Origin of the sequence: Agromyces sp. NPDC058484 (assembly GCF_042720415.1) — a bacterium.
Taxonomy (GTDB): domain Bacteria; phylum Actinomycetota; class Actinomycetes; order Actinomycetales; family Microbacteriaceae; genus Agromyces.
Genome location: NZ_JBHXMP010000007.1, coordinates 69,063 through 93,005, shown reverse-complemented (window position 1 = coordinate 93,005; position 23,943 = coordinate 69,063). Strand labels below are relative to the sequence as shown.

Below are 23,943 nucleotides of genomic sequence, written 5' to 3'. Positions count from 1 at the left end.
CCACATGTCGGGCACCGGGCATTCGGACGATTCGAACTTGGAGCCGTTGGCCACCATGATTTCCTTGGCGGCCTCGGAACGGAATACCCGCTACGCCACGATCCATTCCGCCTCCAGGCGCCCGGAGATCGATGGACCTCGTGGGGCGCCACCCAATGGACACCACCATTCGGACTCCGTCGCCAGTGACCTCGCCGCCGATACGACGTCAACCCTCACCGCCGTTCAGACAGGGCAACTCGGCTGAGCGCGACATCTTTGCGCTAGAGCTGGCCGAGATCACGTGATCGCGCGGCGGCCGACTCGAGGCCGACGAGTTCCACGGACGAGTACTCGACCTGTAGATGACTCTCGAAACCCTCTCCCGTCAGTGCAAGCAAGACGACGGTGTGCTCCTCATCCCAACGGGTGTACCAAGATAGGTCGCCCGTGGCCACCGCCATCCCCCAGTCAGCCCGGTCATCCCGATAGAGATCACCGATCCAGTGCTGGTTCGTTTCCGTCGGTTGGCCATATTTGGCTACCAGCAGTTCCTCCAGCTCGTCACGCTTCATCACGTACCGGTACTCATTCTGGAACGACTGGGTGACGAAGAGCTTTCCGCGCACGAGTTGATCATCGACGAAGAAGTAGAGCACCTCGGCATCCATCTCGGCGAGACGCGTCTCGTACACCAGAAATGAAGCCTCTTCCCTCACTGGCGCGCTCGGCTCCGACGCCGCGACTTCAGCGCGAGTCGCACCCCATGCAACTCCACGGAATCCACCCCTATTAGGCGACTCTTTCATGTGATGCGCGCTGAACGACCAGGTGCCGTCTTCACGAAGTTCAACTCGACGACCATCGGGCAATTTGGCTTCCACACTGAACCTCTCTGGCCGGGTCGTTCAAACCCGCGCAATCTGGATTCCTATTCCACCGTATGAATCCAGACCTCACCTGGCCGCAACCACCCCAGTTCGGGTGATACAAGACAAAGGCGTTCATCCGCGCGTCACACACTGACTACCCTCAGCGGAGACGTGCTGCATCGATGTCGGTCGCTTCCCCTACAGTGATTCGGCTACGCACACTCAAGGAAGGCGAACATGGACGACCCGAACCACCACTCCGGCGTGGGCGACGCTCTCGGCGTGCTCATCGAAGGGCTCAAGCCATTCGTCGAGCGAGTGATGCGAGAAGCTGCACCGGATGTCGCCAACTGGACCTCGATCCTCGAGCGTCGAGACAAGCTGTCGGGTCGTCACAACCTCACGTACTCGCCGCGAGATCTGCCGTTGATGCTGCGCGCGATGACCGACCGGCTCGGCGACCTCGGGTACCCGTTCGACCGGTCACTGGGTCGGCAGGGCCGCAACTATGCGAGCGAACTACGTGAGGTCCGCAACAAGTGGGCGCACAACGAGGAATTCACCGCGACGTCTGCGTACCGGGCGATGGACTCGATGGAGCTGCTGCTTCGATTGATCGCTGCCGACGACGAGGCCGATCGCATCGCCGAGCTCAAGGCACCGCTGCTTCCCGTTCGACCCGCCGTCACGGGCTCTGAAACGGATGGTGCACCGATCGCGCTCTCGCCAACCCCGGCGCACGTCGCCCTTGCCCCGACTACTGCACACAAAGCGCCCACCATCGAGATCGGTTCCATCCCCTTCCTGAGCTACCCCATGGCACTCAGCCGCATCGCGATCGTCGATGAGATCTCGATCACCGGCGTGCCCGTCGACCTCCGAGCGGCATCGCTCGAGGTCGACATCGTGAGCGCGACCGGGGTGCTCGGCGATCCGAAGGTGCACCTGGTCGACCTTGAGGCCGGCGAGACCACCACCCTCCGCGACCTCGAACTCCTGCTCGACCCAGCCCGCATGCTCGAGATCGACGTACAGCAGCACGGTCGTATTCGTGCCATCCTTCGGGATGCGTCGGGCGCGACGCTTGCAGAAGCATCCGTCGATGTTCAGATCTTGGCCGGCAACCAGTGGATCGCGAATCCGCTGCACCTCGGACTCGAGTTGCTCGCAGCACACGTGCAGCCGAACGCCGCCGCATTGAGTTCACTCCTCGTCGAAGCATCCGATCGACTGAAGGCAGCTACAGGACGCGGCGACCTCGACGCCTATCAGAGCGAGAATCCCGACCGGGTCGATGCCATCGTCACGGCCGTGTACGACGCGATGCGAGGCCGCGACATCCGTTACGCCGAGCCGCCTGCGAGCTGGGGCGAGCGTGGTCAGCGCGTGCGCACACCCGGCGATGTACTCGAGGACCGGCTCGGTACGTGCCTCGACACCACGACGACGCTGGCTGCGGCGCTCGAGCAAGCGGGCATCAACACCACACTGTGGCTGGCCAAGGGCCACATCTTCCTCGGATACTGGCGCACCGACAACTCGCTTGGTGCGGTGGCAACCACCGACCCGATGGAGATCGCAAATCTCGTCGACCTCGGTCACATCGCCCTCGTCGAGACGACGATGCTCACGGGAGGCGCCGACTCCCACCCCATCGGAGAGGCCAACCGCGCGCCTCGCACGCGCTTTCTCGACGGCGACCCCGACCAACTGCTCGGTGTCAGCGACGTGCGCGAGGCGCGCGCCCGCAACATCTACCCGCTTCCGAGCCGGGCGGTGGCTGCCGACGGCACCGTCACGATCACCACCTACCAGCCGGCCGCAGCTCCGGCGATCGCGCCGTACTACGGGCAGTCCGCCCGCGACGGGGCCGCGCCTGAGCAGGGGCCGGTACCTCGCCGAGTGCAAATGTGGAAGAACTCGCTGCTCGACCTGAGCCTTCGCAACAGGCTCATCAACTACACCCCGCGTGCCGGTTACCGGCTCGAGGTGCCTGCGCCCGCCGTCGCTCGGCTCGAAGACGCCGTGAACGCCGGGGCCACCATCTCTCTGCTGGCGTCCGACGACATCCCTTCGGTCGACCAAGTGCGCGGCATCCGCTTCGCCCGCGATCTTCCCGAGGAGCTCCGGGCTGAGCTGCTGGGCGCCAAGCGTCGGGCGTTCATCGACATCACTGAGGGCGCCTACACCAGCAAGCTCCGCTACCTGGCCAACAAGGCGAAGACGATCGTCGAGGAAACCGGGGCCAACAACCTGTATCTCGCGTTCGGCATGCTGCACTGGCGATTCAACGACCGCGACCTGCGGTCACCGCTCGTGCTGGTGCCGGTGAACATCACGACCGCCAATCGCGGGCAGGTGTACCAACTCACCCTCGACGAAGCGGGCGCCTCCACGCCCAACTACTGCCTGCTCGAAAAGCTGCGAATCTCGTTCGGCCTCGAAATCCCCGGGTTGCAGAATCCGATCGAGGATGAATCGGGGATCGACCTCGGCGCGGCGTTACGCGCTGCCCGCGAGGAGATCGCCGCCGCCGGCTTGCCGTTCCGCGTCGAGGAGTCCGTCGACCTCTCGATTCTGCAGTTCGCGAAGTTCCGGCTGTGGAAGGACCTCGACGACAACTGGGAGGTGCTCGCGAAGAACCCGCTCGTCTCCCACCTCATCCAGACGCCGCTCGACCCGTTCGAAGACCCCGTCGCCGAGCGACCTGAGACCGACCTCGACGAACTGGGAGCCGTGGTCCCGGTGCCAGCCGACGGATCGCAGCTCGAGGCGGTTGCCGACGCAGTGGGCGGCCGCACGTTCGTGCTCGAGGGCCCTCCCGGCACAGGCAAGTCGCAGACGATCACCAATTTGCTCGCGCGTTCGCTCGCTGCGGGCAAACGCGTGCTGTTCGTCGCCGAGAAGCGAGCGGCGCTCGACGTGGTGAAGAAGCGGCTCGAGTCGGTGGGGCTGGGCGACCTCTCGCTCGACCTGCATGACAAGTCGGCGCGGCCCGCCGCGGTTCGGGCGCAGATCAAGACGGCGCTCGACCTGGCGGTGCGGGCAGACCGCGCCAAACTGCAGGCGGACTCCGAGTCCGCCGAGGCGAGCCGCCGCGCGCTCGCCCGCTATGCCCAGCGATTGCACGAGCCGAACGCGGCAGGCATGTCGCTGTACTCGGCACGCACGACCGAGCTCTCGCTCGATCCCGACGCCCCCTCGCTCGAGGTACCGACCGAACTCGTCGCGAACGCCTACCCCGAGCTGATCGACTCGCTGCGGTCGACGCTCCGTCGCCTCCCCGAGACCGCCGACCTCGCTCGGCCCGAGCCGCGGCATCCGTGGGGCTTCATCGACGAGCAACAGGGCACGGTCGTCGACGCCGCCCAGGTGCACCGCACAGCGCAGTCGTTCGATGCCGCGCTCGACGCCGCGCAGCGGGCCGGCATCTCCCTCGACGAGCTCGCACATGCGGCAAGCGCCGGCGAACTGGAGGCGTGGGCGCAGGTGAGCCGCGCCCCGCGGCACCCGGTCATGACTCTCGATACGCTCGCCCAGCAGGAGTGGCTCGCCTATCTGAACGACGTTTCAAGGCAGGTGGCGGGTTTCGTCGCACCCGCATGGAGCATCAGGGTGCGGCCCACGGTGCTCGCGCGCGAGGTCCACGAGATCCATCAAGAGGCGCTGGCAGCGGATGCCTCGGGGTACTTCGGTCGCAAGAAGCGCCGCCGCGCGGTGCTGGCACGGTTCGCCGACGAGCTCGTCGTCGACCAGAAGGAGGTCGCCCTCAAGACGCTTTCGACGCTGACCGGCGAGATCGCCGCCACGATGACCGAGGTGGAGGCGCTTCGCGCGGCCATCGGCAACGTGCCGCTGCCGCTCATCGATTCGGGCTGGAACCCGCTCATCGAGAGCGACGTGACGGCATTCGAGTCGCGCCTGCGCTGGATCATGTGGCTTGGTGACGCGCTCAAGGATCGCACCGATCCGCGTGTGGCTGCGATCCGCGAATATTTCGCGAGCACGAGCGCCGGGGATGCCGCAGCCGAGCTCGAGCGTCTCGTCGCGACCTGGCGCGAGTTCGAGACCGCCGCGCACGTCCCGTCGCGGGCGTCATCGGAGTGGCTCGGTGACGCTGCGTTCCTCCGGCGCTGGTCGGACACACGCTCTGCCAGGAGACTCGACACCACCGAGCCCGTGAGCCTCACCCGCTGGCTCGACTTCGTGTGCGCCCTCGAACCACTGAGCTCTGCAGGGCTCGCTGCAGCCCGCACCGCCCTGCTTCGCGGCGAGATCCCCGCCGAAGATGCGGCGATCGCCTTCGACAAGGGGATGGCGCGCGCCTCGATCGCCGAGCGCGAGGATGCCACGGCACTCGGCACGTTCGACCCGCAGGCACACGACAACTCCATCGCACGGTTCACGGTGGCCACGCACGCGGTGCGCGGCCACCTGCCGAGGGTCATCCCCGCCGACCTCCTCGCGTCACGCACCTTCTCGGCCACGGCCGCTGGCGGGCAGGTCGGCGGTCTTCGCCGGCAGCTCGAGCGGCAGCGCGGCGGCATGAGCGTGCGCGCGATGATCGACGCATACGGCGAGCTCATCACCCAGATCATGCCCTGCACGCTGATGAGCCCTGAGTCGGTCGCACGGTTCTTTCCCGCCCGGCCCGATCTCTTCGACATCGTCGTCTTCGACGAGGCATCCCAGATTCGCGTCGCCGATGCGGTGGGAGCCATGGGTCGTGGCACCTCGGTCATCGTGGTCGGCGACAGCAAGCAGATGCCGCCCACGAGCTTCGCCGATTCGAGTGCGTCGGTCGACGAAGACATCGAGTACACGCACGAAACGGTCGTCGACGAAGAGTCGATCCTCAGCGAGAGCGTGCAGGCGCAGGTGCCTCGAAAGTGGCTCTCTTGGCACTACCGCAGCCAAGACGAATCGCTCATCGCCTTCAGCAACCACCACTACTACGAGAACAGGCTGTCGTCGTTCCCCGCTCCGGTCGCGAGCTCGGCCAACGACACGATCGACGGGCACGGCATCTCGTTCGTGCGTGTCAACGGGCAGTTCCAGCGCTCAGGCAAGGGCAAGACGCTACGCACCAACCGTGTCGAGGCCGATGCGATCGTCGACGACATCCAGCGTCGATTCTGGGCGTCGCCGAATGAGTCCCCCTCGGTTGGCGTCATCACCTTCAACGCCCAGCAGCGCGACCTGATCGACAACCTGCTGCGTGACACCGGTGACGAGCGTATTCTGCGGGCGCTCGACGAGCCCGATGGCCTCTTCGTGAAGAACCTCGAGAACGTGCAGGGCGACGAGCGCGACTGCATCCTGTTCTCGATCGCGTTCAGCGTGAACGACAACGGCGTGCTGCCCCTCAACTTCGGCCCGCTCGGCCGGGCAGGCGGCGAGCGCCGGCTCAACGTGGCGGTGACGCGTGCTCGGCGCCAGGTGATTCTGTTCGCCAGTTTCGAACCCGACCAGCTGCGTGCCGAGCAAACGAGCTCGACCGGCATCAAGCACCTCAAGGCGTACCTCGAACTCGCCGCTCGTGGCGTAGAGGCCGTGACCGACGATGGGCGGCGGATGCCGCGCATTGACCGCCATCGGGACGACATCGCAGACGAGCTGCGTGCCGCGGGCTATGCGGTTCGTGCCGATGTCGGTCTCTCCGAGTTCCGTGTCGACCTCAGCATCGCGGACGCCGCCGAGCCAGACCGGCCGCTCGTCGCGGTGCTCCTCGACGGCGAGAACTGGCGGGCACGTCAGACCGTTGCCGACCGTGACGGGCTTCCTGTGGAGGTGTTGAAGGGGCTCATGCGGTGGCCGGGTGTTGAGCGTGTGTGGCTTCCCGAGTGGCTGCACCAGCGTGATCAGGTGATGGCGCGGATCGAGGCGTCTGTGGTGCGCGCGCGCGAGGTGGCCTCGGCGCCCGTTGCGGTGGCGCCCGCCGCACCAGTTACTGCGCCGAACCGATCGCGCGACCTCGCAGATCACGACGCACTCGCCCTGCACATCCGGTCGGGCGTGGTCGCTCCCGGAATCGCTCGCACTCGACCGCGTGCACACCCCGATGTGATGGTGTTCCGCGAGTGGAGGCCCGTAAGTTACGGCTCCATCTCAATACTCGATGATCTGCCGCGGCGGGCGTCTGCCGATCAGGTTGCAGAAGCTATCCGCGCGGCCCTCGCCACGGAGGGTCCGATGCACTCGACGCGGCTGGCGAAGGCTGTGGCGAACAGCTTCGGCCTCGCACGCGTCTCCCAGGCGCGGGCTGACGCCATCCTGCGATGCGTTCCGCCGGAGTTCAAACGCGGGGACGGGGAACGCACCTTCGTTTGGCCAGAGGACGTTGACCCGAAGACCTGGCGTGGTGTGCGACGCGTGCAACTAGCGACGCCTCGCGACCCGGAGCACATCTCGCTCGTCGAGATCGCGAACGCCATGCGCGTCACAGCAGCGATCTCGGGCGGCATGGACGACACCGAGTTGAAGCGCGAGACCCTCGCACTGTTCGGCGGCAAGCGACTCACGTCGGCGATCGACGCGCGGCTGGCCTCCGGGTTGCTGCATGGCCTCGAGAGTGGCCGCCTCGAGCGTTCGCACTCCGGGCACGTGATGGACGGGCTTCGGTGACTGAAAGCGACTTGAGTCCCCGCCGTTTCGCCGGTTGGATGCGCCGACCGCCGACGCCCTTAGGGCACGTGAACGACGCGACGGGTCTTCCACTATCGTGTGCTCGGGCGTTCACCGCAGCGGGCGTGATCGTGACCGAGAAGAGGCAGGTTTGACCATTTACCTTCAGCCCGTCGCTGACGTGTGGGTTGCACCCTTCGCTGACGCAACCGAGCTCTACTCGCCGTGGGAGACCGAGGTCGAGAGCTGGGCTGACCTCCAGCATGAGATCAACACCCTCGGAGCTTCGTATCCCGACGAGCGGTTCGTCTGGCGCGGTCAGGCCGACGCGTCGTGGGGCATGCGCAGCTCGCTCTACCGCGCGGTTGCGAATCAGATCAGCGTCGCTCCGACCGAAGGCGATCTTGTCGCGGCCGAGCGTCGGTTGCTCGATCTGGCGCGCTCGCAGTGGCGGCTCGACGGCATCCCGGGCCTGCAGCTCTTCGCGCAGATGCAGCACGTCGGTGTACCGACCAGGCTCCTCGACGTGACCTACAATCCCTTGATCGCCGCATGGTTTGCCGTTACGCAGAGCACATTGACGAGCGTCGACGACGCTGACGCGAGGTTGTTCGCCTTCACCGTGAGCCCGACGAACGCGGTACGGCTCAATTCCGACTGGAACAGCAACACGCCGTACTGGTTCCGCTTGAAGAGCGACAACGCCCGACAGCGCACGCACTGGGGAACGGGCCTCGGGCGTAAGCTGTGGCATCCGCCCGCACTGCACGACCGAATTCCTGCCCAGAGCGCGGCGTTCCTGCTCGACGGCGTTCCGATCGAGGCGCCGGAGCACGGGTTCGGTCGACTTCACCCGGGCGATCCGGAACGGTGGAGCCCCGAACGACTTCGGCAAGTCTCGTCGATCCCGATGAATATGACGAACGTCCGGCGCGGCCGACTCCCCGTCGAAAAGGGGCCGGTCTTCACCTATCGGGTCACAGCGCAGGCCAAGCCGGAGATCCGCGACCAACTCGAGAAGGCTTTCGGTTACAGTTTCGCCACCGTCTACGCCGACATCGAAGGGCTCGCCGAATACCTTCGGTCTCGGCCGGGACTATTGGTCGGCGGCTGAGCGGCACAGGCGACTCACTCGATCGATGAGAGCGCGCAGCCCCGATACATCCGCCCTGACCGTCGCTTCATCCATGTACACATCCCGCCGGATCTCGAGCATCACCGCCTGCACCCTCGGATCGCTGCGGTAGAACCGCAGTGGCACGTACGCACCGTGGAACGGCTCGTTGTCGACGCGCTCGAGCCAGTCGAAGGCGTCCGCCACCGCACCGCGAAGCGCCTCGCCGGCGTGGAACTCCTCGAAACCGACGCAGAGCTCTGGTCGGCGTTCGTCGGCATGCAGTTCGTAGGGCAGCGGATGCCTCGGAAACGAGTGCACATCGATGATCACCGCCCGCCCGTGCTGCGCGAGCGATGCTTCGGTCAACCGCTCGATTGCCGACGAGTAGTCGCCGAAGAAGCCGAGCAGGGCATCGGAGTCGACCCGAGCGCGGTCGCGAAGCACCTGCCCACGCGAGCCGTGGGTGTAGAGCACCCCCATGCCGACGGCGTTCATCTCCTCGGTGTCGTCGGGGAATCGCTCGACATCGACGACGAACCGCGACAGGCCGTTGATCACCGCACTCGCACCCGTCTCGGCGGCGACCTCCGCCACGAGTCGGTCGGTGAAGTGGTCGGTCATCGCGTCCATCTCGGCTTCGAGCTCAGCGCCGGAGGCCGTGAACGCGCCGCGATGCGCCGGCGGGATGGTGCGCCCGCCGTGCGGCGCGTGCAGGATCACCGGCGATGACGCGGTGGCATCCGTCACCTGCACGAAGTCCGTGAAGAGAGTCACGATCGCGCGAGTTCGGACACGATCGGCGAGAGTCCGTCATCGCCGTTGCGGCCCAGCAGGTAACCCGTGACATCCGCCCACGTCTCGTATGGCGCCACGCCGAACTGCAGCCACTCGCCCTCGAACTCTGAAGCTCCGCGCGCGGCGCGGTCGTCGATGAGGTAGTCGCCGCGGTTGAGGTGCTTGTGGTGCGACAAGATGAGGCGCTTGTACGCCGGGCCCGAGGCATCCGTCGCGAGGTGCTTCTGCACCCAGAGCAACTTGTCGCTCCAAGCCGACGGGTTGTTCCACGGCGCCGTCGACAGGATGTAGACGTCGTACTCCTTCGACAGTGCGTGGAAGGCGTCGACCGCACCAGGCATCGGATCCATGAGCGAGAAGATGCCCGGGATGTCGTCGAGATCGGGTTCGTCGGTGTCGCGGTCACGCGCCGGGTCGAGGCGCGGCAGCGCCGAACGGAAGTCGACAAGCGTGTTGTCGAGGTCGATGTAGACGATCTTCTTGGTCATAGGATTCTGCGGTCCTTTCAGGAGGGAGAGTGAGCTGTCAGCGCCTCACGGCAGCCACGGCCCGACGCCTTGCTTCTGGTTATGAGCCGGGCGGCCGGCGCGCACAGGTATCCGTCCGCACGATGGGAACCGTCGGAAGGTGCGAGAACGCTGGATGCCGCTCGAGGTCCGTGTCGAAATCGAACGCCGACTCCTCGGCGAACCGATCTTGCTCTTCACTTCACGTCGCATGCTCTCCCGACATTATGTGCCGCGCGAACCTCGCGTCTCCCCTGTCGTCGAGCGACACGCGCTCATGTGCCCCCTTCTGGGGCATACCCCTCCTGCCCTGTGATTCCGCGGGAGTGGCAGGTAACGACAGGCGTTCAACGCGCCGAGCCGCGATGCGTGCGCTGCGGATCCGGTAGCGTCAGTCAGCTATCGCCGGCGGCCATTTCCTACAGCCTGAGGACTCCATGACGAACCCGATCAATTCCCCGATGTCAGAACCTGATGAGCGACCGAGTCAGCAGGACGAGGCCCGGGCATCTGAACAGCACGTGCCGGCCATTGTCAACGCCGACGCTGTAGATGAGACGCCTGCACATGAAACGACACCCGACTCCCCGTCGGAGGCTGAGGCGGCACCATCGGCGCCTGCGGGTTGGTATGACAATCCGAGTGGCGGCCGTCGCTACTGGAATGGCTCGGAATGGCTCGACGTTCCAGACCCCGGCGGCGCCGTATCGACTCCCGCACGCAGAGCCCGGCCACGGTGGTCCAAGAAGCGCGTCTGGATCACCTCGGGCGTCGCGACAGCTGTAATCATCGCCTGCCTGGCGGGCGGTCTCGCATGGAAGCTCTCCTCCGACGCCGCGGCGCAGGAGGTGGCGGCAGCGGCCGAAGCGAAGCGCGAGGCCGACGCGAAACGCATCGCCGAGAACAAGCGCGCCGCGGAGCGCGCCAAGGCCGCCGAAGAGCAGCAGGAGCGTGAGAATAGAGCGACCAGCGTCACCGAGATCGAAGCAAGCATCAAGACGATGGCCGAGGGGCACGCCAGTGACGAGCTCATCGAAGGGCCAGTGCTCGACGTCAGCTGCTCACCGGTCAACGGCGGCTCGTTGGATGACCTCACCGATCAAACGACCGTCTTCGACTGCTTCGTCGCCAACGTCGACAACGGCGACGGCACGATGAGCGGCTACGGATACAACGCAACCATGAACTGGACAACGGGCAGTTACACGTACAGCCTCGGGGCTCCCTGATCGTCCACCGTCGCCTTCCGACCGAGTTCCGGCGAACGAGCACTTCAGCGGGTCGGAGTTCGGGACGTAGCCGTGCCCGTCTGCATACTACGATCACTTCAGCCGAACAAGGAGAGCTCGCATGTCCACGTCAGAAGAAGCGCCAGGCGCAACGGTAGCGACCGCTATGGATGACTCGATGGTCAGCCTGGTCGAGATCGAGCCCGGCCTCGCCGTGCTCTTTGCGGACCGGCCACCCGTCGAACTCGACTTCACGCCCTTCGAGATGATGAGCGCTCAAACGAGCAAAGCCCTGACCGATCAACTCGCAATCGCCTCGGGCATCGGCAATCTGACGGCACAGGGTGCGCAGGGTCTGGTGTCAGCGCAAGGGTTGGTGCGTTTGGCACCTGAGAGCGTGGAGTTGCTCAAGACGTTCCAACCGATGACGTCGGGCGGCTGGAATCTGGGCCCGATCGTCGATGGTTCGGGGAGGATCGTCGCCCAGGCGCGCTACGCGCCGGCGGTAGGAGCGCAGAGTACTGCGATGCTCACCGCCCTGGGGCCGGCCGCCGCGCTGTTGGCGATACAACTGCAACTCGAGTCGATCTCACGTCGCATCGACGAGAACATCGAACTTACTCGCGACGTTCTGCGCGCACTTCACGAGGACCAGTGGGCGACCCTGCTCGGTCTGCACGAGACGACGATGAGGGCCGTACGCGAGGCACGGGCGGTCGGCGCCGTCAACGACCACATCTTCGCCTCCATCGCGACCAAGGATGCAGACCTGCGCAAGCAGCGACACCTCTTCATGTCGCTCGTCCGTGGGCATCTCAAAGCCCTCGACGCTGACCCCGCAGAACGTCGTGCCTACATCCAGAAGAACATCGAGCAGATCATCGCCGACACGCACGGCGTTCTCATGGCGGAAGGATCCTGGCATCGCTCGCAGGTGCTGCGCGCCGCCCACATCATCCGCGACGAGGCGAATGCTGTCGAGAATGAACGACTTCTCGCCGAACTCGTCGCCGAGACGAAACGCGAGCACACCGAGGCCATGGGCGACATCGCGCGTCTCCTCGCGGACATCGAACGTCAGTGCCGATTGATGGCAGAGCTGCCGGGCGAGCGCAGCCTGCCGTTCACCACCAAGCGTCGAAGTATCCGCGACGCCGTTGCCATGGCGGAGGCGTTGTCCGAGCAGGTGGCGGCACTCCGCAATCGTGTCCACACTCGACCTGCCCCGCTGGATCCGCCCGTGGCTGTGTTCAAAGAGGCCGCGCCAGACGAGGTCCTGCGGGTCCTCCGTTGGGTCGTGCCCGGCGAGGAACGCCTGTTGGCCCTCGCCGACGTCAATCTCGACCGCCTCGTCGGTGATAACGCATACATCGGTGTGACGCCCGAACGCTTCTTCATCTCGACGCAGAACGCCGTGCGCAAGCAGGGCACGATCGAGCGCGAATTCCCCCTCTCGGGCATTCGCTACGTGCGATTCCGCGAACGCGACAAACAGGGCCCCGTGCTGGACGTCATCACCAAGGACGAGAACGTCAGGCTCACCTTCGACGATTGGGCCAGCAAAGGGCAAGGGCTCGACGACGCCCGCCGACTCGGCAATCTCCTTGCCGCAGCGATGGAGCTACCCGAAGACGAGCGACGCACCGACGAACTGCTGAGCGGCGAATCCTCGACGGGGCGGGCAATCGCCCAGTAGGCGGCGAGGCCCGCGAGGATCTCCGTCGCGCTCTCCGCGGCTCACAACTTCCGTGGGAAGCGCGCCTGGGTCACCGCTATTCGACAGCTCCGCGGTCGCGGTACGCAGCGAGCCACTCCCACACTGCTCGGTTGGCCGCGTGGGGCAATAGCGCGGTCCATTGCGGGTCGATGGGATTTCGGCGGGCGATCGGCTGCACCAGAAAGCTGCCCTCCAGTTCGACTACCTCCCTCTCGGTAAGGGGGTGGCTTCCGCGGCCGAATTCGAGCCAAGTTGTGATCTCGCCAGCGGCGATCTCGACGAGGCGAGCGCCATCATTGGTCCGAAAGAAGCGGCGTCTCCCCCCAGTTTCGGTGACGGCTATGAAGAAGATGTCATCATCGCCCAGCTCGCCCGTAGGGTGCTGTCCCTGGTAGTAGCGCGTGATGTCCGGGAGCAGTCCGCGAATGAGATCCTCGGAGCTTCGTACGGTGTCGCTCATGAAGGGGTCGGCGTTGAATCGCGGAGGCACGCGAATGGCGCGATGGTCCCCACGGTCGACGAGCTTCAATGCCTCGACGGCCTTCAGCTGCAACCGCGAAAGGCCAATCGGCCGAATCACGTCACCCGCGAGCCAGTCTTCGACGACAGCGCGCGCCAGAAGCGGATGTTTCGCCCACTCCCACTCTGGGAACTCCCGCGGCGGCACCGGACCACCACTTGAGAAGCCGTGCTTGGCGACGAACGCCTCAGCCTCCTCATAGTTGCGTTGAGCTGCGTCCCGCTCGTCATCCGGTGTCGCGGCGTCTGGTGCAATATTCATGAAGACTCCAATCAGGGCAGCCACGGCCCGACGATCTGCATCATCGTGAGCGTGAGGTTGTCGTTGATCTCGCGGTACATCGGCAGCAGCTCCTTCGCGCCGTCGAGCGTGTGCGCGACGCCCGCGAGGTCGAACACGACGGCCGGCACGTGGTCGCGCATGAGTGCGATCATCGGCGCCTGGAAGATGACTTGGCCGCGTTGTTCAGCAGCGAGCTGCGCAGCCAGTGCGCGCAGGTATGTGCCCGCGGCATCCGGAATTGTCGAAAAGTGCGAGAACACCGGATGCCGCCCGAAATCGGTGTCGAAGTCGAACGCCACCTCTTCGGCGTACCAGTCGTGCCGGTCGTTCACGCCCGCCGCGAGCGCGGCGGCGATCACCCGGTACACGAGCGAGCGCGCCGTGGTCGCGGGCGTGTTGTTCGGAATGCCGAGGCCCGACTCGACCTCGATGCGCTTCACGATCTCGTGCGCGTTCCCAGGCGCCATCATCTCGATCCAGCTGATCGCGTGGACCTCGTCGCCGAGCTTGAACTTAGGTTGTTCGAGGCGCCCGTCTCGTCGTCGAGCGACGCACCACGCGCGAGCGCCCGCAGGATGGGGATCGCCATGCTCGTGTCATCCGTCCACTCGCCGAGCTCCCACGGGCCGCCGGCCTTCATCACGATCGCGACGTCGTCGGGCACCGACGGACGGAACTCGTAGGGCGCGCCGAGCGCGTCGCCGGCGGCCGAGCCGAGCACGGCGCCCGCGGCGCGGTCGAGCTGCACGGGCGTGAGGCGGAGAGGATTCATGGGGCTCCTTCGGGTCGGTCGGAATTCTTCTTTCGGCGGTCGAGCCGGACTGCCGCCGTCACTTCACTCGTTTCTGCGCTAACTCCTACATTGAGCACAGTAGCGCAAACCACCGACAACTCTGGTTCACTGGGGCGATGACGGAGTTTCGCGACACGTCCGGCAAGGCGCTCACCGACTACCCTCGCCCGTCGGTCGCGGTCGACACGGCGGTGCTCACGGTGCCGCCGGGCGGCCCGCTCTCGGTCGTGCTCACCACGGTCGACGGCGATCACCGACTCCCGGGCACCTTTCTGCACGAGGGCGAAGTGCTGGCGGATGCCGCGCGGCGAGCGCTCGCCGAGAAAACCGGTGTCCGCGACATCCGCCCGTATCAACTGCGCGTGTTCGATGCGCTCGGCCGCGACGACCGAGGCTGGGTGCTCTCGGTCGCGCACTACGCGGCCGTGCCGTGGCGGGACGTCGATGTGGTCGCCGAGCGGGCGATCGTCGTGGCGCTCGACGAGATCGGCCGGCTCGCGTTCGACCACAACGCCATCGTCGAGCTGGCCGTGGCACGACTGCGGCGCGAGTACCGGCGCCGACCCGACCCGTTCGGCCTGCTCGACGCGCCGCTCACCATGCGCGACCTGCAGCGGTTGCATGAGGCGGTCGCCGGCGAGCGGCTCATGCGCGACACTTTCCGCCGCCGCATGGAGCCGCTGCTCGAACCCACCGGCGCGCTCACCCACGGCACGATGGGCAAGCCCGCGAGGGAGTTCCGTACCCGAGGCTGATCGGATGGCCGCCTCGCGACGCTGCGACGTCGCGAGGCGGATGGTTGCGAATCCGTGAGTTTGTGACTGCGAATCCGTGAGTTCGTGCGCGTTGGCCGAGCGAACGGATGCCGCGCTGGTCCCGCGACGCCCGACTGGCGCGGGCACCCGGCGTTCGGTGTGCTGTAAAGGTGTCCCCGTAGCGACGAGAGCGCCGGCGGTGGGTGCGACGATCGCAGCGGATCGACGGCCAACCTCCGTCGCAACCGACGGATCCGACAAGTCATCCTCGCTCCCCGCTTCGACAAGACCAATGGTTAGTCCACTACACTTAGTCCATCCCGGATCCACCGGAATGAAGTCACCCGGAGGCGGAATGGACCCCGTAAACATTCACGATGCGAAGACGCGGTTCTCACGCCTGGTCGACCTCGCGGCGGCGGGCGAGACGATCATCATCGCGAAGGCGGGCGTACCCGTCGCCAAGCTCACCCGCCTCGATCAAGGCGAGACACGACGACGCATCGGATTCCTTGCCGGCGAGGCATCCGTTCCCACCGATTTCGACGAGATCGCCTCCGATGAGATCGTGTCGATGTTCGGTGAGACGACATGAACGTCCTGCTCGACAGCCATCTGTTGCTGTGGATCGCGTACGAGCCTGAACTGCTCCCGCCTCGAGCACGGGACATCATCGATGATGACGACAATCGCCTCTGGTTCAGCGCGGCGAGCATCTGGGAGATCGGCATCAAGGCCGCGCTCGAACGCACTGATTTCGACGCGGACGCGCGAATCCTCAGGCGGGGCCTCATCGAGAACGATTATGCGGAGCTTCCGATCTCTTCATCGCACGCGGTCGAAGCGGCGGCACTTCCACCGATCCACAAGGATCCGTTCGACCGAATGCTCATCGCCCAGGCTCGGGCCGAGGGTTTCGCGCTGCTGACGACCGACACCAAGGTCGCGGCCTACGGAACCCCGGCACGGCTGATCGAGCGTGGTCGCGGGACCTGAGCGGATTGTCAGCGCCCCCGACCGACTGACGCAGTACGCCTGATCGAGCAGGATCGAGCAGGATCGAGCAGGATCGAGCAGGATCGAGAGTACGCGCAGACCAACGGGCTATCTGCCCGCCTGCACCACATGAAGCGCGAGGCCAGATCAGGGCCCGAGCACCCCGATCGGCACGACGAGCACACCGTCTTCTCGTGTGTAGGCGTATCCCCTGACATGGCCGCCGAACGGGCGATCGTCGTGCCCGTCGCCGAGCTCGGCCCGCTCGGGTTCGACCATGCCGAGATCGTCGCCCTCGCCGTGGCGCGGCTGCGGCGCGAGTACCGTCGCCGGCCCGACCCGTTCGAGCTGCTCGACCAGCCGTTCACCATGCGCGACCTGCAGCGGCTGCACGAGGCCGTCGCCGGCGAGCGGCTCATGCGCGACACGCTCCGCCGCCGCATGGAGCCGCTGCTCGAACCCATTGGCGCGCTCACGCACGGCACGATGGGCAAGCCCGCGAGGGAGTTCCGTACCCGAGGCTGATCGGGGTCGAGGGCCTCGCCGACATCGCACGTGCGCCAGGCTGGCAAGTCCATGGTTCAGCCAGTGTCAGTCGACCGTGCCACACTGGCGGCATGACGTCGGTTCGCATTCCGCACCCACCCTGCCCACCCGGGCGGGAGTGGTACGGGAATGGAACGAACCGATGGCACATTCGCCTCACCGGCGCCACACCGGCTGCGCACTCTGCAAGCCTCACCAGTGGCGCGGCCAGGGCCAGGCACGCAAAGCGCCCTGGTCGGTGAACCGCAAGATCGGCGCGAAGCGCCGTTGGAAGCGCCACGACACCGACGAGCGCTGAGCAGCAGCACGAAGCAACTCGGATGACCGCGTCGCGCGACGCGAAGTACAGGGCGAAGCGACGTCGAAACTGCTGTCCGGTCGATGAGCGCGCGTCGCCTCAAAGCCACAGCGTGACGGTGGGAGTCACTAGCATCGAGGCATGAGCGCACCCCGCATTGAGCGCGAGTACCTGACGCCGGTGTACTCGCAGAGCGATGTCGCCCAGATCATCCGGGCCACTCGCTCGACGGTGCAACGGTGGACGACCGGCTACCACGAAGGACACAGCTGGAAGGAGCCGCTGATCTCCGGGGTTCCACGCGGCCGCGGGTACACCGTGCCGTTCATCGGCTTGGCCGAGGGGTTCGTGCTGAACGCGTTCCGCAAAGCGGGACTTCCGATGCAGCGAATCCGCCCGGCGGTCGAGGTCATCAAGCGCGAGATCGGGCTCGAGTACGCGCTGGCGAGTAACCGCTTGGTTCACGACGGCGCTGAGATCCTGTTCCGTTCCGATGACCCGCTCGATCATCGCCTCACCGTCGTGCGCAATGGCCAGGCGGTGTTCAACGAAGTCGTCGCCGACTACCTGTCGAACATCGATTTCGGCGAGGTGGGGTATGCGGCGGCGATCCGTCTCCCCCAATATCCCGATCTCGACGTGATGGTGCGACCGACGTTGAATGGCGGTCGTCCAACACTCGCGCGGCGGGGAATCGCAGTCGAGGACCTCCTCGACCGTGTGCGAGCGGGCGAAGCACCAGGCGACGTCGCGAGCGACTACGGAATCACCCACGACGAGGTCATGTACCTCAACCGGCTGGCGGCCTGAGCAACGACATGACGCCGGGCCTGACGCGCGCCACGCGCAACTTCGTCGCGCACGACTGCACCGGCACCGACGACGACGTGCTGTGGCGTGCGATCGAGGTGGAGTTCCCGCGAATCCTCACGAAGCTCGGGTTGTAGCGCCCCGGCCACGCCCGGCGCGCGTCGCTCAGCTCACGCAACACCAATCCGACGTACAACACGACGTTATCGTCCACGCGCGCCGCGCCGTTTTCGTCGCCTGAACCAATGGTTGGTCGCTTGACGTACATGACCGTTCATTTGAGCTAAAATTGTGGTCGGAGGTGAGCATGGATCTGACACATCCGGCAGCGCAGCTGCTCGGAGAGAATCGCGCGAGAGTGCTTCATCGCCTGTCGCTGCTCGCGGACGGGACATCGGGCAGGGCGATTCATTCGCTCGCAGGCGTGAAGTCGCTGGCGACCACCCAACGCACGCTCGAGCAGCTTGTCGGCATCGGCCTGGTCGATGCACGCCCGATCGGTGCGGCCAATCTCTACACGCTCAACCGCGAGCATGTGCTCTGGCCGCCGATCGAGCAGCTCCTCGAGGCACCAGCGACCACCGAACAGCGCATCGGCGATCTCCTGGCGACGACGCTCGGTGATGCGCCCGCTGCAACCCTGTTGTACGGCTCGTTCGCGCGGCGCGAGGCAGGTCCGGATTCGGATGTCGACATTCTCATCGTGTGGCGGCACGACATGGACGAAGCCGTCGCGAGCAGCCTGCTCGATGACGTCACCCAACGCATCCGGCGCATGACGGGCAATTCCGCCCAGATCATCGCGGTCACCCTCGACGAACTCGTCGGGCTCGTCAAGCGCGAAGATCCGCTGATCGATTCCCTCCGTCACGATGCGCGGCCGCTGACACGCGGTGTGCCTGTGCGAGAGCTTCTCGGCGGTCGCACCTGATGGCCAGCCGTACCCGGGCGATGAGTCGCGGCGAGGCAGCGACCCGCCAACGCCATGCACACGCGTTCCTCGACGCCGCCGATCTCGTGCTCGAACTCGGCGACGACGCCGGCATCTCCGACATCGGCAACACCATCGGGTCCCTGGCCGTGCTCGCCGGAATCGCCGCCGGCGATGCGATCTGCGGAGCCACACTCGGGCGACGGGCAGCCGGCGAGAGCCATGCCGAAGCGGTGACCCTCCTTCGGCAGTCCGAGCCCGGCAAGCGGCTCGCACCGACCCTCAGCCGGCTCATCGACTCGAAGACCGAGGTGCAGAACGCCGCGACGATCCTCACCGAAGCCCGCGCGCGCGACCTTCTGAAGGCCGCACACCGCCTGGTGGACGGTATGGACGCGATCTTGCGGGCAACCTGAGCGACCTCGAGAGTCGCCGCACATCAGCAACGGCACGCGCACCGCCACCGGGCGCGCCGATCGCCTCCCCGCGTACACCCACACCTCCCCACACGACGCGAGTTTGCGCACGCACGCGACGGTAGTCCTCGACTTCACCCGAGGGTGACCACGAGCGCGGTCACGATGCCGATCCCGACGACGTGGTAGCCGCCCGTGACGGCGCCATAGACGAACGGATGCCGCATGGCTGGTGTCAATGCGTTCGTCACCGAGACCGCGGCGGCGACGCCGACGCCCAGCGCAACCACGAAGAGCGCGCCGTCCCAGAACCCGTCGAGGCCGACCGCCTCGGCCAGCCACGCGGCCGCGGCGGCGATGACTATGCTACTCACGAGCGGCACGACGTAGTACGACACCGGGAACCGCTCGCCCGGTCTCCGTTCGTGGCCGACCGCCCGATCCCACACGCGCCCGAACAGCGGCGAGAACCACAGCGCGCCGAGCACGAAGTAGGCGAGCGCGCCGAGCGCCGCCACCCACCAGTTCACGGCGCCGAACGCCTCGATCATCGAACCCTCCTCGCTCTCGACATCCCGACCGCCTCCGCCATAGCGGATGCGTCGATCCTCACCGAGGCCGAAGGTCCTCGTCTTGCAGAAATCCGACCGGCGGCTCGCCAGAATGGGCGTATGCCGCACACCGCGCGAGCGCCCACGGGGCATCCGATTCGCCCGGATGAGCGTTCCGGCATGCTGCATCCGCGCAACGCCGAGCGGTTCGCCGCGACCTGGCTCGACCCTCATCCGTCGGTCGCCGACGTGGTCGACCGCTACTGGCACGTGCAGTGGGCGCTGCCGGCGGACGAACGCATCGACCAGCGCATCATCGATCACCCCGCGGTCACCCTCACGATCGAGTCGGGCGACGTGCCCGCGCCCCTCGTCGTCACCGGCGTGCAGAGCGGGGCGTGGCGGCGACGCATCACCGGATCGGGTTCGGTCTTCGCGATCCGGCTCCGCCCCGCGGGTCTCGCCGTCGTCAGCGACCTCGACGTGCGCGAGCTCGCGGATGCCACGACGCCTGTCACGCCCGCGCTCGACGCCCGGCTGCACCGCCTGCTCACGACGATCGAACCGGCAGCGGATGCCACGACGCGGGCGCTTGCGACCGACGCGGCGATCTCCGCCCTGCTGCACGAACGACCCCTCGATCCGGAGCTGCAGCTCGCGAACGCGGTGCTCGTGGAACTCGCCGACCGCGTGCGCCGGCGCACCGGCACGACCCTCGCCGCACGGTTCGGCGTGACCGACCGCGCGGTGCAGCGCGCGCTCGCCCGCACTGTCGGCCACGGCCCGAAGTGGGTCGCCCGCCGGGTGCGCCTCCAGGAGGTCGCGCGGGTGCTTTCGACGGATGCCTCGGCCGAACTCGCCGGCCTCGCCGTGCGCCTCGGCTACGCCGACCAGTCGCACCTCGGCAACGACTTCCGCGGCGTGGTCGGGCTGACCCCCGGCGCGTACCAGCGGTCGGTGCGGCAGGCCGCGGCGGCGGCAGCGCCGCATCCGTAGGCCTCCTCGAGGATGTCGTCGATCCGCCGACCGAGCCCGCATCGGCTGCCCCCTGTTCTGGGGCATCCACCCGGCTTCCCCAGATCACTGGGTGAATCTCCCCGGTCCAGCCGGGCTCGGCCGGTCACCCTGCCGCGTACACCCACGCCTCGCCACCCGAGGCGAGCTGCGCGCGAACGCGACGGTAGTCGTCGACCTCATACCCATCCGCCGCCGCGAGCTCCTCGCCCGTGACCTCGAGCACGACACCGTCGGCCCGATCAGCCGGGTCATCCGTGCGCTCGAGGATCGGGTGCTCGGCCTCGCCGCTCACGGCGACGACGTCGGGATCGCTGATGCGCAGCATCCGCAGTCGCCACCCCACGAGCGCGTCAGACGTGGTCGGCAACTCGGTGCCGAACACGTGCCGTTGCACGTGCGGCAGCCGCAGGGTGCCATAACTGAAGAGGCGTTCGGTCGCGGGCATGGATCGAGAGTAACCGGTGCGCCGGCACGCCGGCTCTGTCACCATCGAAACATGAGCGACCCGACGAGGGCGCCCGCCGGGTGGTACGAAGACGGGACCGGCGGGCGGCGGTACTGGGACGGCGACGCCTGGACGCAGTACGTGGCGCCCGGCTCCGCGGCCGTGCCGCCATCGCAGGGCGGGTTCGATCCGGCGACCACCGTGGTGTTGCCTGTCGGGGACGACCGTCCGACGATCCCGTTCGTCTGGGGGTCGCGGGGGTCGGATGCCGCGGCATCCTCGCCCACCGCGGCCGTCGGCGCGAACCGTGACGCGACGACGCAGAGCTACGGCGCACCCGCCACGACGGTGCCGCCGGGGCATCCGTCCACCGAGCCTTCGAACCCCGGGCCGAACGTGGTGGGCATCATCGCACTCGTGGTCGCGATCGTGGGGCTCGTGTTCGCATTCATACCCGCCGTGAGCGGCTTCGCGTGGATCCTGGTGGCCGTCGCGTTCGTGCTCTCGATCATCGGCCTGTTCGTGCGCGGCGCGAAGTGGCCGGCGGCCGCCGGGCTCGTCGTGTCGATCATCGCTGCGATCGTCGGCATCGTGATGTTCGTCACGTTCCTCATCGGGTCGGTCGGCAGCGTGATCGACGACATCGACGAGGCGATTCCGGACGTGCCGGTGTTTCCCTTGCCAGGTGAGGACGCCCCGGGCCCTGACCCTGATACCGGGCCCGCACAACCCGAGGCACCCGTCGTGGGCGACCTCGCATTCGGCGAGACGATGACCTGGGACGACGGCGTCGCGCTCACCGTCTCTGCGCCCGAGCCGTACACGCCGAGCGATCTCGCGGTCGGCGCGACGCACGCGAACCACGTCGTGTTCACGCTCACGATCACCAACAGTTCGACGGCGGACCTGCAACCTCTGCCGCTTCCGACCCTCTCGTCGGGCGATCAGGACGTGAGCCAGATCTTCGACGTCGGCGGCGACCCCTTCGGGCCCGGCGACGACGTCGGCTTCCCCCCGACCGCGACGGTCGAGTCAGGCGGGTCTGTGAGTTGGAGGGCCGCCTGGTCGGTCGACGACCCGAGCTCGCTCATGCTGCAGGCGGCGCCGAGCTTCCTGTATCCGAGCGCGACCTTCACGGATGCGCCGTAGTGAGGCTTCGTCGATCGCCGAGGTTCGGCTTACAGATCGCGTATGCCAGTTCACCCTCATTGAGGGGGAACAGGCGTACCACTGAGGGGGAACTGGCATACGCGAATCGCAAGGCTGTTTCGTTCGTGCACGATCCCCGTCTCGGCGCCCGGCTGTACCGCCGTCCACCCGTCCTCCACACCCGCTCGGCGATAGCGGCAGCTCACGGACGCAGGGCGCCCCGCCCCGACGAGGAAGTCCGCGGCACAGGATTGCCCCATGCGCCGACGAAGCGACCCCCGCCAGCAACTGGTCCTCCGGATCGACCTCGAGAGGGCCGAGCACGAGACGTGGCGCGAGATCGCCATCGACGGTGCGGCACGTCTCGACCAGCTCGCCGACGCGATCGTGATCGCGTTCGGGTGGACAGGCACCGGCACCCACGCGTTCGGCTCGGCATGGTCGGGCTGGTCCATGACCGAGTCGAGGTCGCACGAGCACGACTGGCTCGAGTCGACCGACCGACTCGCAGCGCCCGACCGACTCGCAGCGCCCGAGCGACTCGCAGCGCCCGAGCGACTCCGTCCGCTCGTGCGACACGATGGACGTCCGGATGCGTGGCGCGAATACCGCTACTACGCAGATGACGACGAGGGCAGCTGCGAGCACGCATGGACGGTCGCCGAGGCGGTCGGGCAGCTCGGCGCTGACTTCGTGTTCGAGTATCGGCGGCGCGAACCAGAGTACGACCGGGAGCCCGCACGCGGGTGGCGACACCGCATCCGAGCGATCGGGCCTTCGATGCGGCCCTTCGGGGCAAGCACGGCGACCGTCGTGGCAGGCGCCGGCCTGATTCCGCGCGACCTCGCCGAGGGGGCCTACGGCGAACTCGGCGATCCGGCCAAGCTCCACCTTCTGGAGCACGAGTTCGAGGTGCGGTTCGGGGCGGGGTCTGCGGGCCTGCTCGGCCTCGGCGAGCACGGGCGCTCCCTCGACGACGCCGTCTCTGGGGCGAGCGTCGCTGCCCGTCGAGCTTTCCGGATGGACCTCGTCGACCTGGGAATCCTCAGCGCGCACGAGACCGATCCCGAACTCGCCGAACGGGTGACTGCGCCGATCCGCGACATCCTCCGCCTGGCTGCCGCGCCCGACGGCGTCGACCCGTCCAGCCTCGGTGAACTCGGCGACGACCTGCGCGCACTCCGACTGCTCCGACGAAGCAAGGGCCGCCTGCGCACACTCGCCGAAGTACGAGATCGGGTGATGGAGCGCCCGGTCGAACTCTGGCGCGTGCTGGCCGCACGGCTGATGAACGCCGGCTCGCACCGATACTCAGCGTGGACGCCCTCGCAGATCGCGGGGTTCGCCGTGGAACTCGCGCGTGCCGAGCGCGAGGTCCGTACCTTCGCGTTCGACGAGGCGTACCGCGACTCCAGCGGTGCGGGTTCAGTGGTGCTCGACTTCAACCGCGCTCTCCGTGTGCTCGTCGCGATGGGTCTCGTCGACGAGGATGCAGCCCCGTCGGATCCCGCCGCACGCGTGTTCGCGCTGACCATGCTCCAGAGCTGATCAGGACGAAGCCGCGGCCCCGACGCACCCGACTTCGTCAGCCTTCG

General features: G+C 67.0%; 23 protein-coding genes. 15 read left to right on the top strand and 8 right to left on the bottom strand.

What is annotated here, in order from left to right; all coding sequences use genetic code 11:
• Positions 1 to 263: 263 nt before the first annotated feature.
• Positions 264 to 863, bottom strand: coding sequence for a hypothetical protein (locus ACFWN7_RS07820; RefSeq protein ID WP_376938213.1), 600 nt, complete (start codon positions 861 to 863; stop codon positions 264 to 266).
• 225 nt (positions 864 to 1,088) lie between these two features.
• Here ACFWN7_RS07820 and ACFWN7_RS07815 point away from each other — a divergent pair, with 225 nt between their 5' ends.
• Together ACFWN7_RS07815 and ACFWN7_RS07810 are read left to right on the top strand one after the other, a co-directional pair.
• Positions 1,089 to 7,475, top strand: a complete 6,387-nt coding sequence (locus tag ACFWN7_RS07815; RefSeq protein ID WP_376938211.1) for a DUF4011 domain-containing protein — start codon at positions 1,089 to 1,091, stop codon at positions 7,473 to 7,475.
• 34 nt (positions 7,476 to 7,509) lie between these two features.
• The gene (locus ACFWN7_RS07810; protein ID WP_376938210.1) at positions 7,510 to 8,589 is read left to right on the top strand and encodes an FRG domain-containing protein; all 1,080 of its coding nucleotides are present in this window, start codon (positions 7,510 to 7,512) and stop codon (positions 8,587 to 8,589) included.
• Here the strand turns inward: ACFWN7_RS07810 and ACFWN7_RS07805 are convergent.
• Both ACFWN7_RS07805 and ACFWN7_RS07800 read right to left on the bottom strand, forming a co-directional pair.
• Positions 8,572 to 9,366 carry an N-formylglutamate amidohydrolase gene (locus tag ACFWN7_RS07805; RefSeq protein WP_376938209.1) on the bottom strand — a complete coding sequence of 265 codons (795 nt, stop codon included), beginning with the start codon at positions 9,364 to 9,366 and terminating at the stop codon, positions 8,572 to 8,574. The genes ACFWN7_RS07810 and ACFWN7_RS07805 overlap by 18 nt on opposite strands.
• Positions 9,363 to 9,875, bottom strand: coding sequence for a hypothetical protein (locus ACFWN7_RS07800; protein ID WP_376938208.1), 513 nt, complete (start codon positions 9,873 to 9,875; stop codon positions 9,363 to 9,365). Before ACFWN7_RS07800 ends, ACFWN7_RS07805 begins: the two co-directional genes overlap by 4 nt.
• Before the next feature lie 455 nt (positions 9,876 to 10,330).
• Here ACFWN7_RS07800 and ACFWN7_RS07795 point away from each other — a divergent pair, with 455 nt between their 5' ends.
• Together ACFWN7_RS07795 and ACFWN7_RS07790 are read left to right on the top strand one after the other, a co-directional pair.
• Entirely contained in the window at positions 10,331 to 11,122 is a 792-nt protein-coding gene (locus ACFWN7_RS07795; protein WP_376938207.1) for a DUF2510 domain-containing protein, read from the top strand.
• 121 nt (positions 11,123 to 11,243) lie between these two features.
• Positions 11,244 to 12,818 carry a hypothetical protein gene (locus ACFWN7_RS07790; RefSeq protein ID WP_376938206.1) on the top strand — a complete coding sequence of 525 codons (1,575 nt, stop codon included), beginning with the start codon at positions 11,244 to 11,246 and terminating at the stop codon, positions 12,816 to 12,818.
• 76 nt (positions 12,819 to 12,894) lie between these two features.
• Here the strand turns inward: ACFWN7_RS07790 and ACFWN7_RS07785 are convergent, their stop codons facing one another.
• Genes ACFWN7_RS07785 through ACFWN7_RS07775 form a run of 3 tightly spaced genes read right to left on the bottom strand, consistent with a single transcriptional unit; the run spans position 12,895 to position 14,413 of the window.
• Positions 12,895 to 13,644 (bottom strand): hypothetical protein, encoded by a 750-nt coding sequence (locus tag ACFWN7_RS07785; RefSeq protein WP_376938205.1) that lies wholly within the window; start codon positions 13,642 to 13,644, stop codon positions 12,895 to 12,897.
• Positions 13,632 to 14,111: a hypothetical protein gene (locus ACFWN7_RS07780; RefSeq protein WP_376938204.1), complete on the bottom strand. Its 480-nt coding sequence runs from the start codon at positions 14,109 to 14,111 to the stop codon at positions 13,632 to 13,634. The genes ACFWN7_RS07785 and ACFWN7_RS07780 overlap by 13 nt, the downstream gene beginning before the upstream one ends.
• A complete protein-coding gene (locus ACFWN7_RS07775; protein ID WP_376938203.1) occupies positions 14,108 to 14,413 on the bottom strand; it encodes an ADP-ribosylglycohydrolase family protein in 306 nt (101 codons plus the stop codon). The genes ACFWN7_RS07780 and ACFWN7_RS07775 overlap by 4 nt, the downstream gene beginning before the upstream one ends.
• Positions 14,414 to 14,550: 137 nt before the next feature.
• Here ACFWN7_RS07775 and ACFWN7_RS07770 point away from each other — a divergent pair, with 137 nt between their 5' ends.
• The 8 genes from ACFWN7_RS07770 (at position 14,551) to ACFWN7_RS07735 (ending at position 19,186) form a co-directional block, all read left to right on the top strand.
• Complete coding sequence (locus ACFWN7_RS07770) at positions 14,551 to 15,189, top strand: NUDIX domain-containing protein (protein WP_376938202.1); 639 nt, start codon at positions 14,551 to 14,553, stop codon at positions 15,187 to 15,189.
• Between the two features lie 355 nt (positions 15,190 to 15,544).
• On the top strand, positions 15,545 to 15,784 hold the full coding sequence (locus ACFWN7_RS07765; protein ID WP_376938201.1) for a type II toxin-antitoxin system Phd/YefM family antitoxin: 240 nt from the start codon (positions 15,545 to 15,547) through the stop codon (positions 15,782 to 15,784).
• Positions 15,781 to 16,185, top strand: a complete 405-nt coding sequence (locus ACFWN7_RS07760; protein WP_376938200.1) for a type II toxin-antitoxin system VapC family toxin — start codon at positions 15,781 to 15,783, stop codon at positions 16,183 to 16,185. The genes ACFWN7_RS07765 and ACFWN7_RS07760 overlap by 4 nt, the downstream gene beginning before the upstream one ends.
• Positions 16,186 to 16,314: 129 nt before the next feature.
• Positions 16,315 to 16,710: a hypothetical protein gene (locus ACFWN7_RS07755; protein WP_376938199.1), complete on the top strand. Its 396-nt coding sequence runs from the start codon at positions 16,315 to 16,317 to the stop codon at positions 16,708 to 16,710.
• Positions 16,711 to 17,170: 460 nt separating this feature from the next.
• Positions 17,171 to 17,839, top strand: a complete 669-nt coding sequence (locus ACFWN7_RS07750; protein ID WP_376938198.1) for a DUF433 domain-containing protein — start codon at positions 17,171 to 17,173, stop codon at positions 17,837 to 17,839.
• Positions 17,840 to 17,847: 8 nt separating this feature from the next.
• A complete protein-coding gene (locus ACFWN7_RS07745) occupies positions 17,848 to 17,976 on the top strand; it encodes a hypothetical protein (protein ID WP_376938197.1) in 129 nt (42 codons plus the stop codon).
• 152 nt (positions 17,977 to 18,128) lie between these two features.
• Complete coding sequence (locus ACFWN7_RS07740; protein WP_376938196.1) at positions 18,129 to 18,770, top strand: nucleotidyltransferase domain-containing protein; 642 nt, start codon at positions 18,129 to 18,131, stop codon at positions 18,768 to 18,770.
• Positions 18,770 to 19,186: a hypothetical protein gene (locus ACFWN7_RS07735; RefSeq protein ID WP_376938194.1), complete on the top strand. Its 417-nt coding sequence runs from the start codon at positions 18,770 to 18,772 to the stop codon at positions 19,184 to 19,186. The genes ACFWN7_RS07740 and ACFWN7_RS07735 overlap by 1 nt, the downstream gene beginning before the upstream one ends.
• Positions 19,187 to 19,320: 134 nt before the next feature.
• On the opposite strand, the gene ACFWN7_RS07730 is transcribed toward ACFWN7_RS07735, so the two are convergent.
• The gene (locus ACFWN7_RS07730) at positions 19,321 to 19,737 is read right to left on the bottom strand and encodes a DUF1761 domain-containing protein (protein ID WP_376938193.1); all 417 of its coding nucleotides are present in this window, start codon (positions 19,735 to 19,737) and stop codon (positions 19,321 to 19,323) included.
• A gap of 120 nt (positions 19,738 to 19,857) precedes the next feature.
• Here ACFWN7_RS07730 and ACFWN7_RS07725 point away from each other — a divergent pair, with 120 nt between their 5' ends.
• A complete protein-coding gene (locus tag ACFWN7_RS07725; protein ID WP_376938192.1) occupies positions 19,858 to 20,733 on the top strand; it encodes a DUF6597 domain-containing transcriptional factor in 876 nt (291 codons plus the stop codon).
• 124 nt (positions 20,734 to 20,857) lie between these two features.
• Here the strand turns inward: ACFWN7_RS07725 and ACFWN7_RS07720 are convergent, their stop codons facing one another.
• Positions 20,858 to 21,199: a gamma-glutamylcyclotransferase family protein gene (locus ACFWN7_RS07720; RefSeq protein WP_376938191.1), complete on the bottom strand. Its 342-nt coding sequence runs from the start codon at positions 21,197 to 21,199 to the stop codon at positions 20,858 to 20,860.
• A 51-nt stretch (positions 21,200 to 21,250) separates the two neighbouring features.
• Between ACFWN7_RS07720 and ACFWN7_RS07715 the strand changes: the two genes are divergently transcribed.
• Entirely contained in the window at positions 21,251 to 22,348 is a 1,098-nt protein-coding gene (locus ACFWN7_RS07715) for a DUF2510 domain-containing protein (RefSeq protein WP_376938190.1), read from the top strand.
• Positions 22,349 to 22,606: 258 nt separating this feature from the next.
• Positions 22,607 to 23,896, top strand: coding sequence for a hypothetical protein (locus ACFWN7_RS07710; RefSeq protein ID WP_376938189.1), 1,290 nt, complete (start codon positions 22,607 to 22,609; stop codon positions 23,894 to 23,896).
• Positions 23,897 to 23,943: the final 47 nt, after the last annotated feature.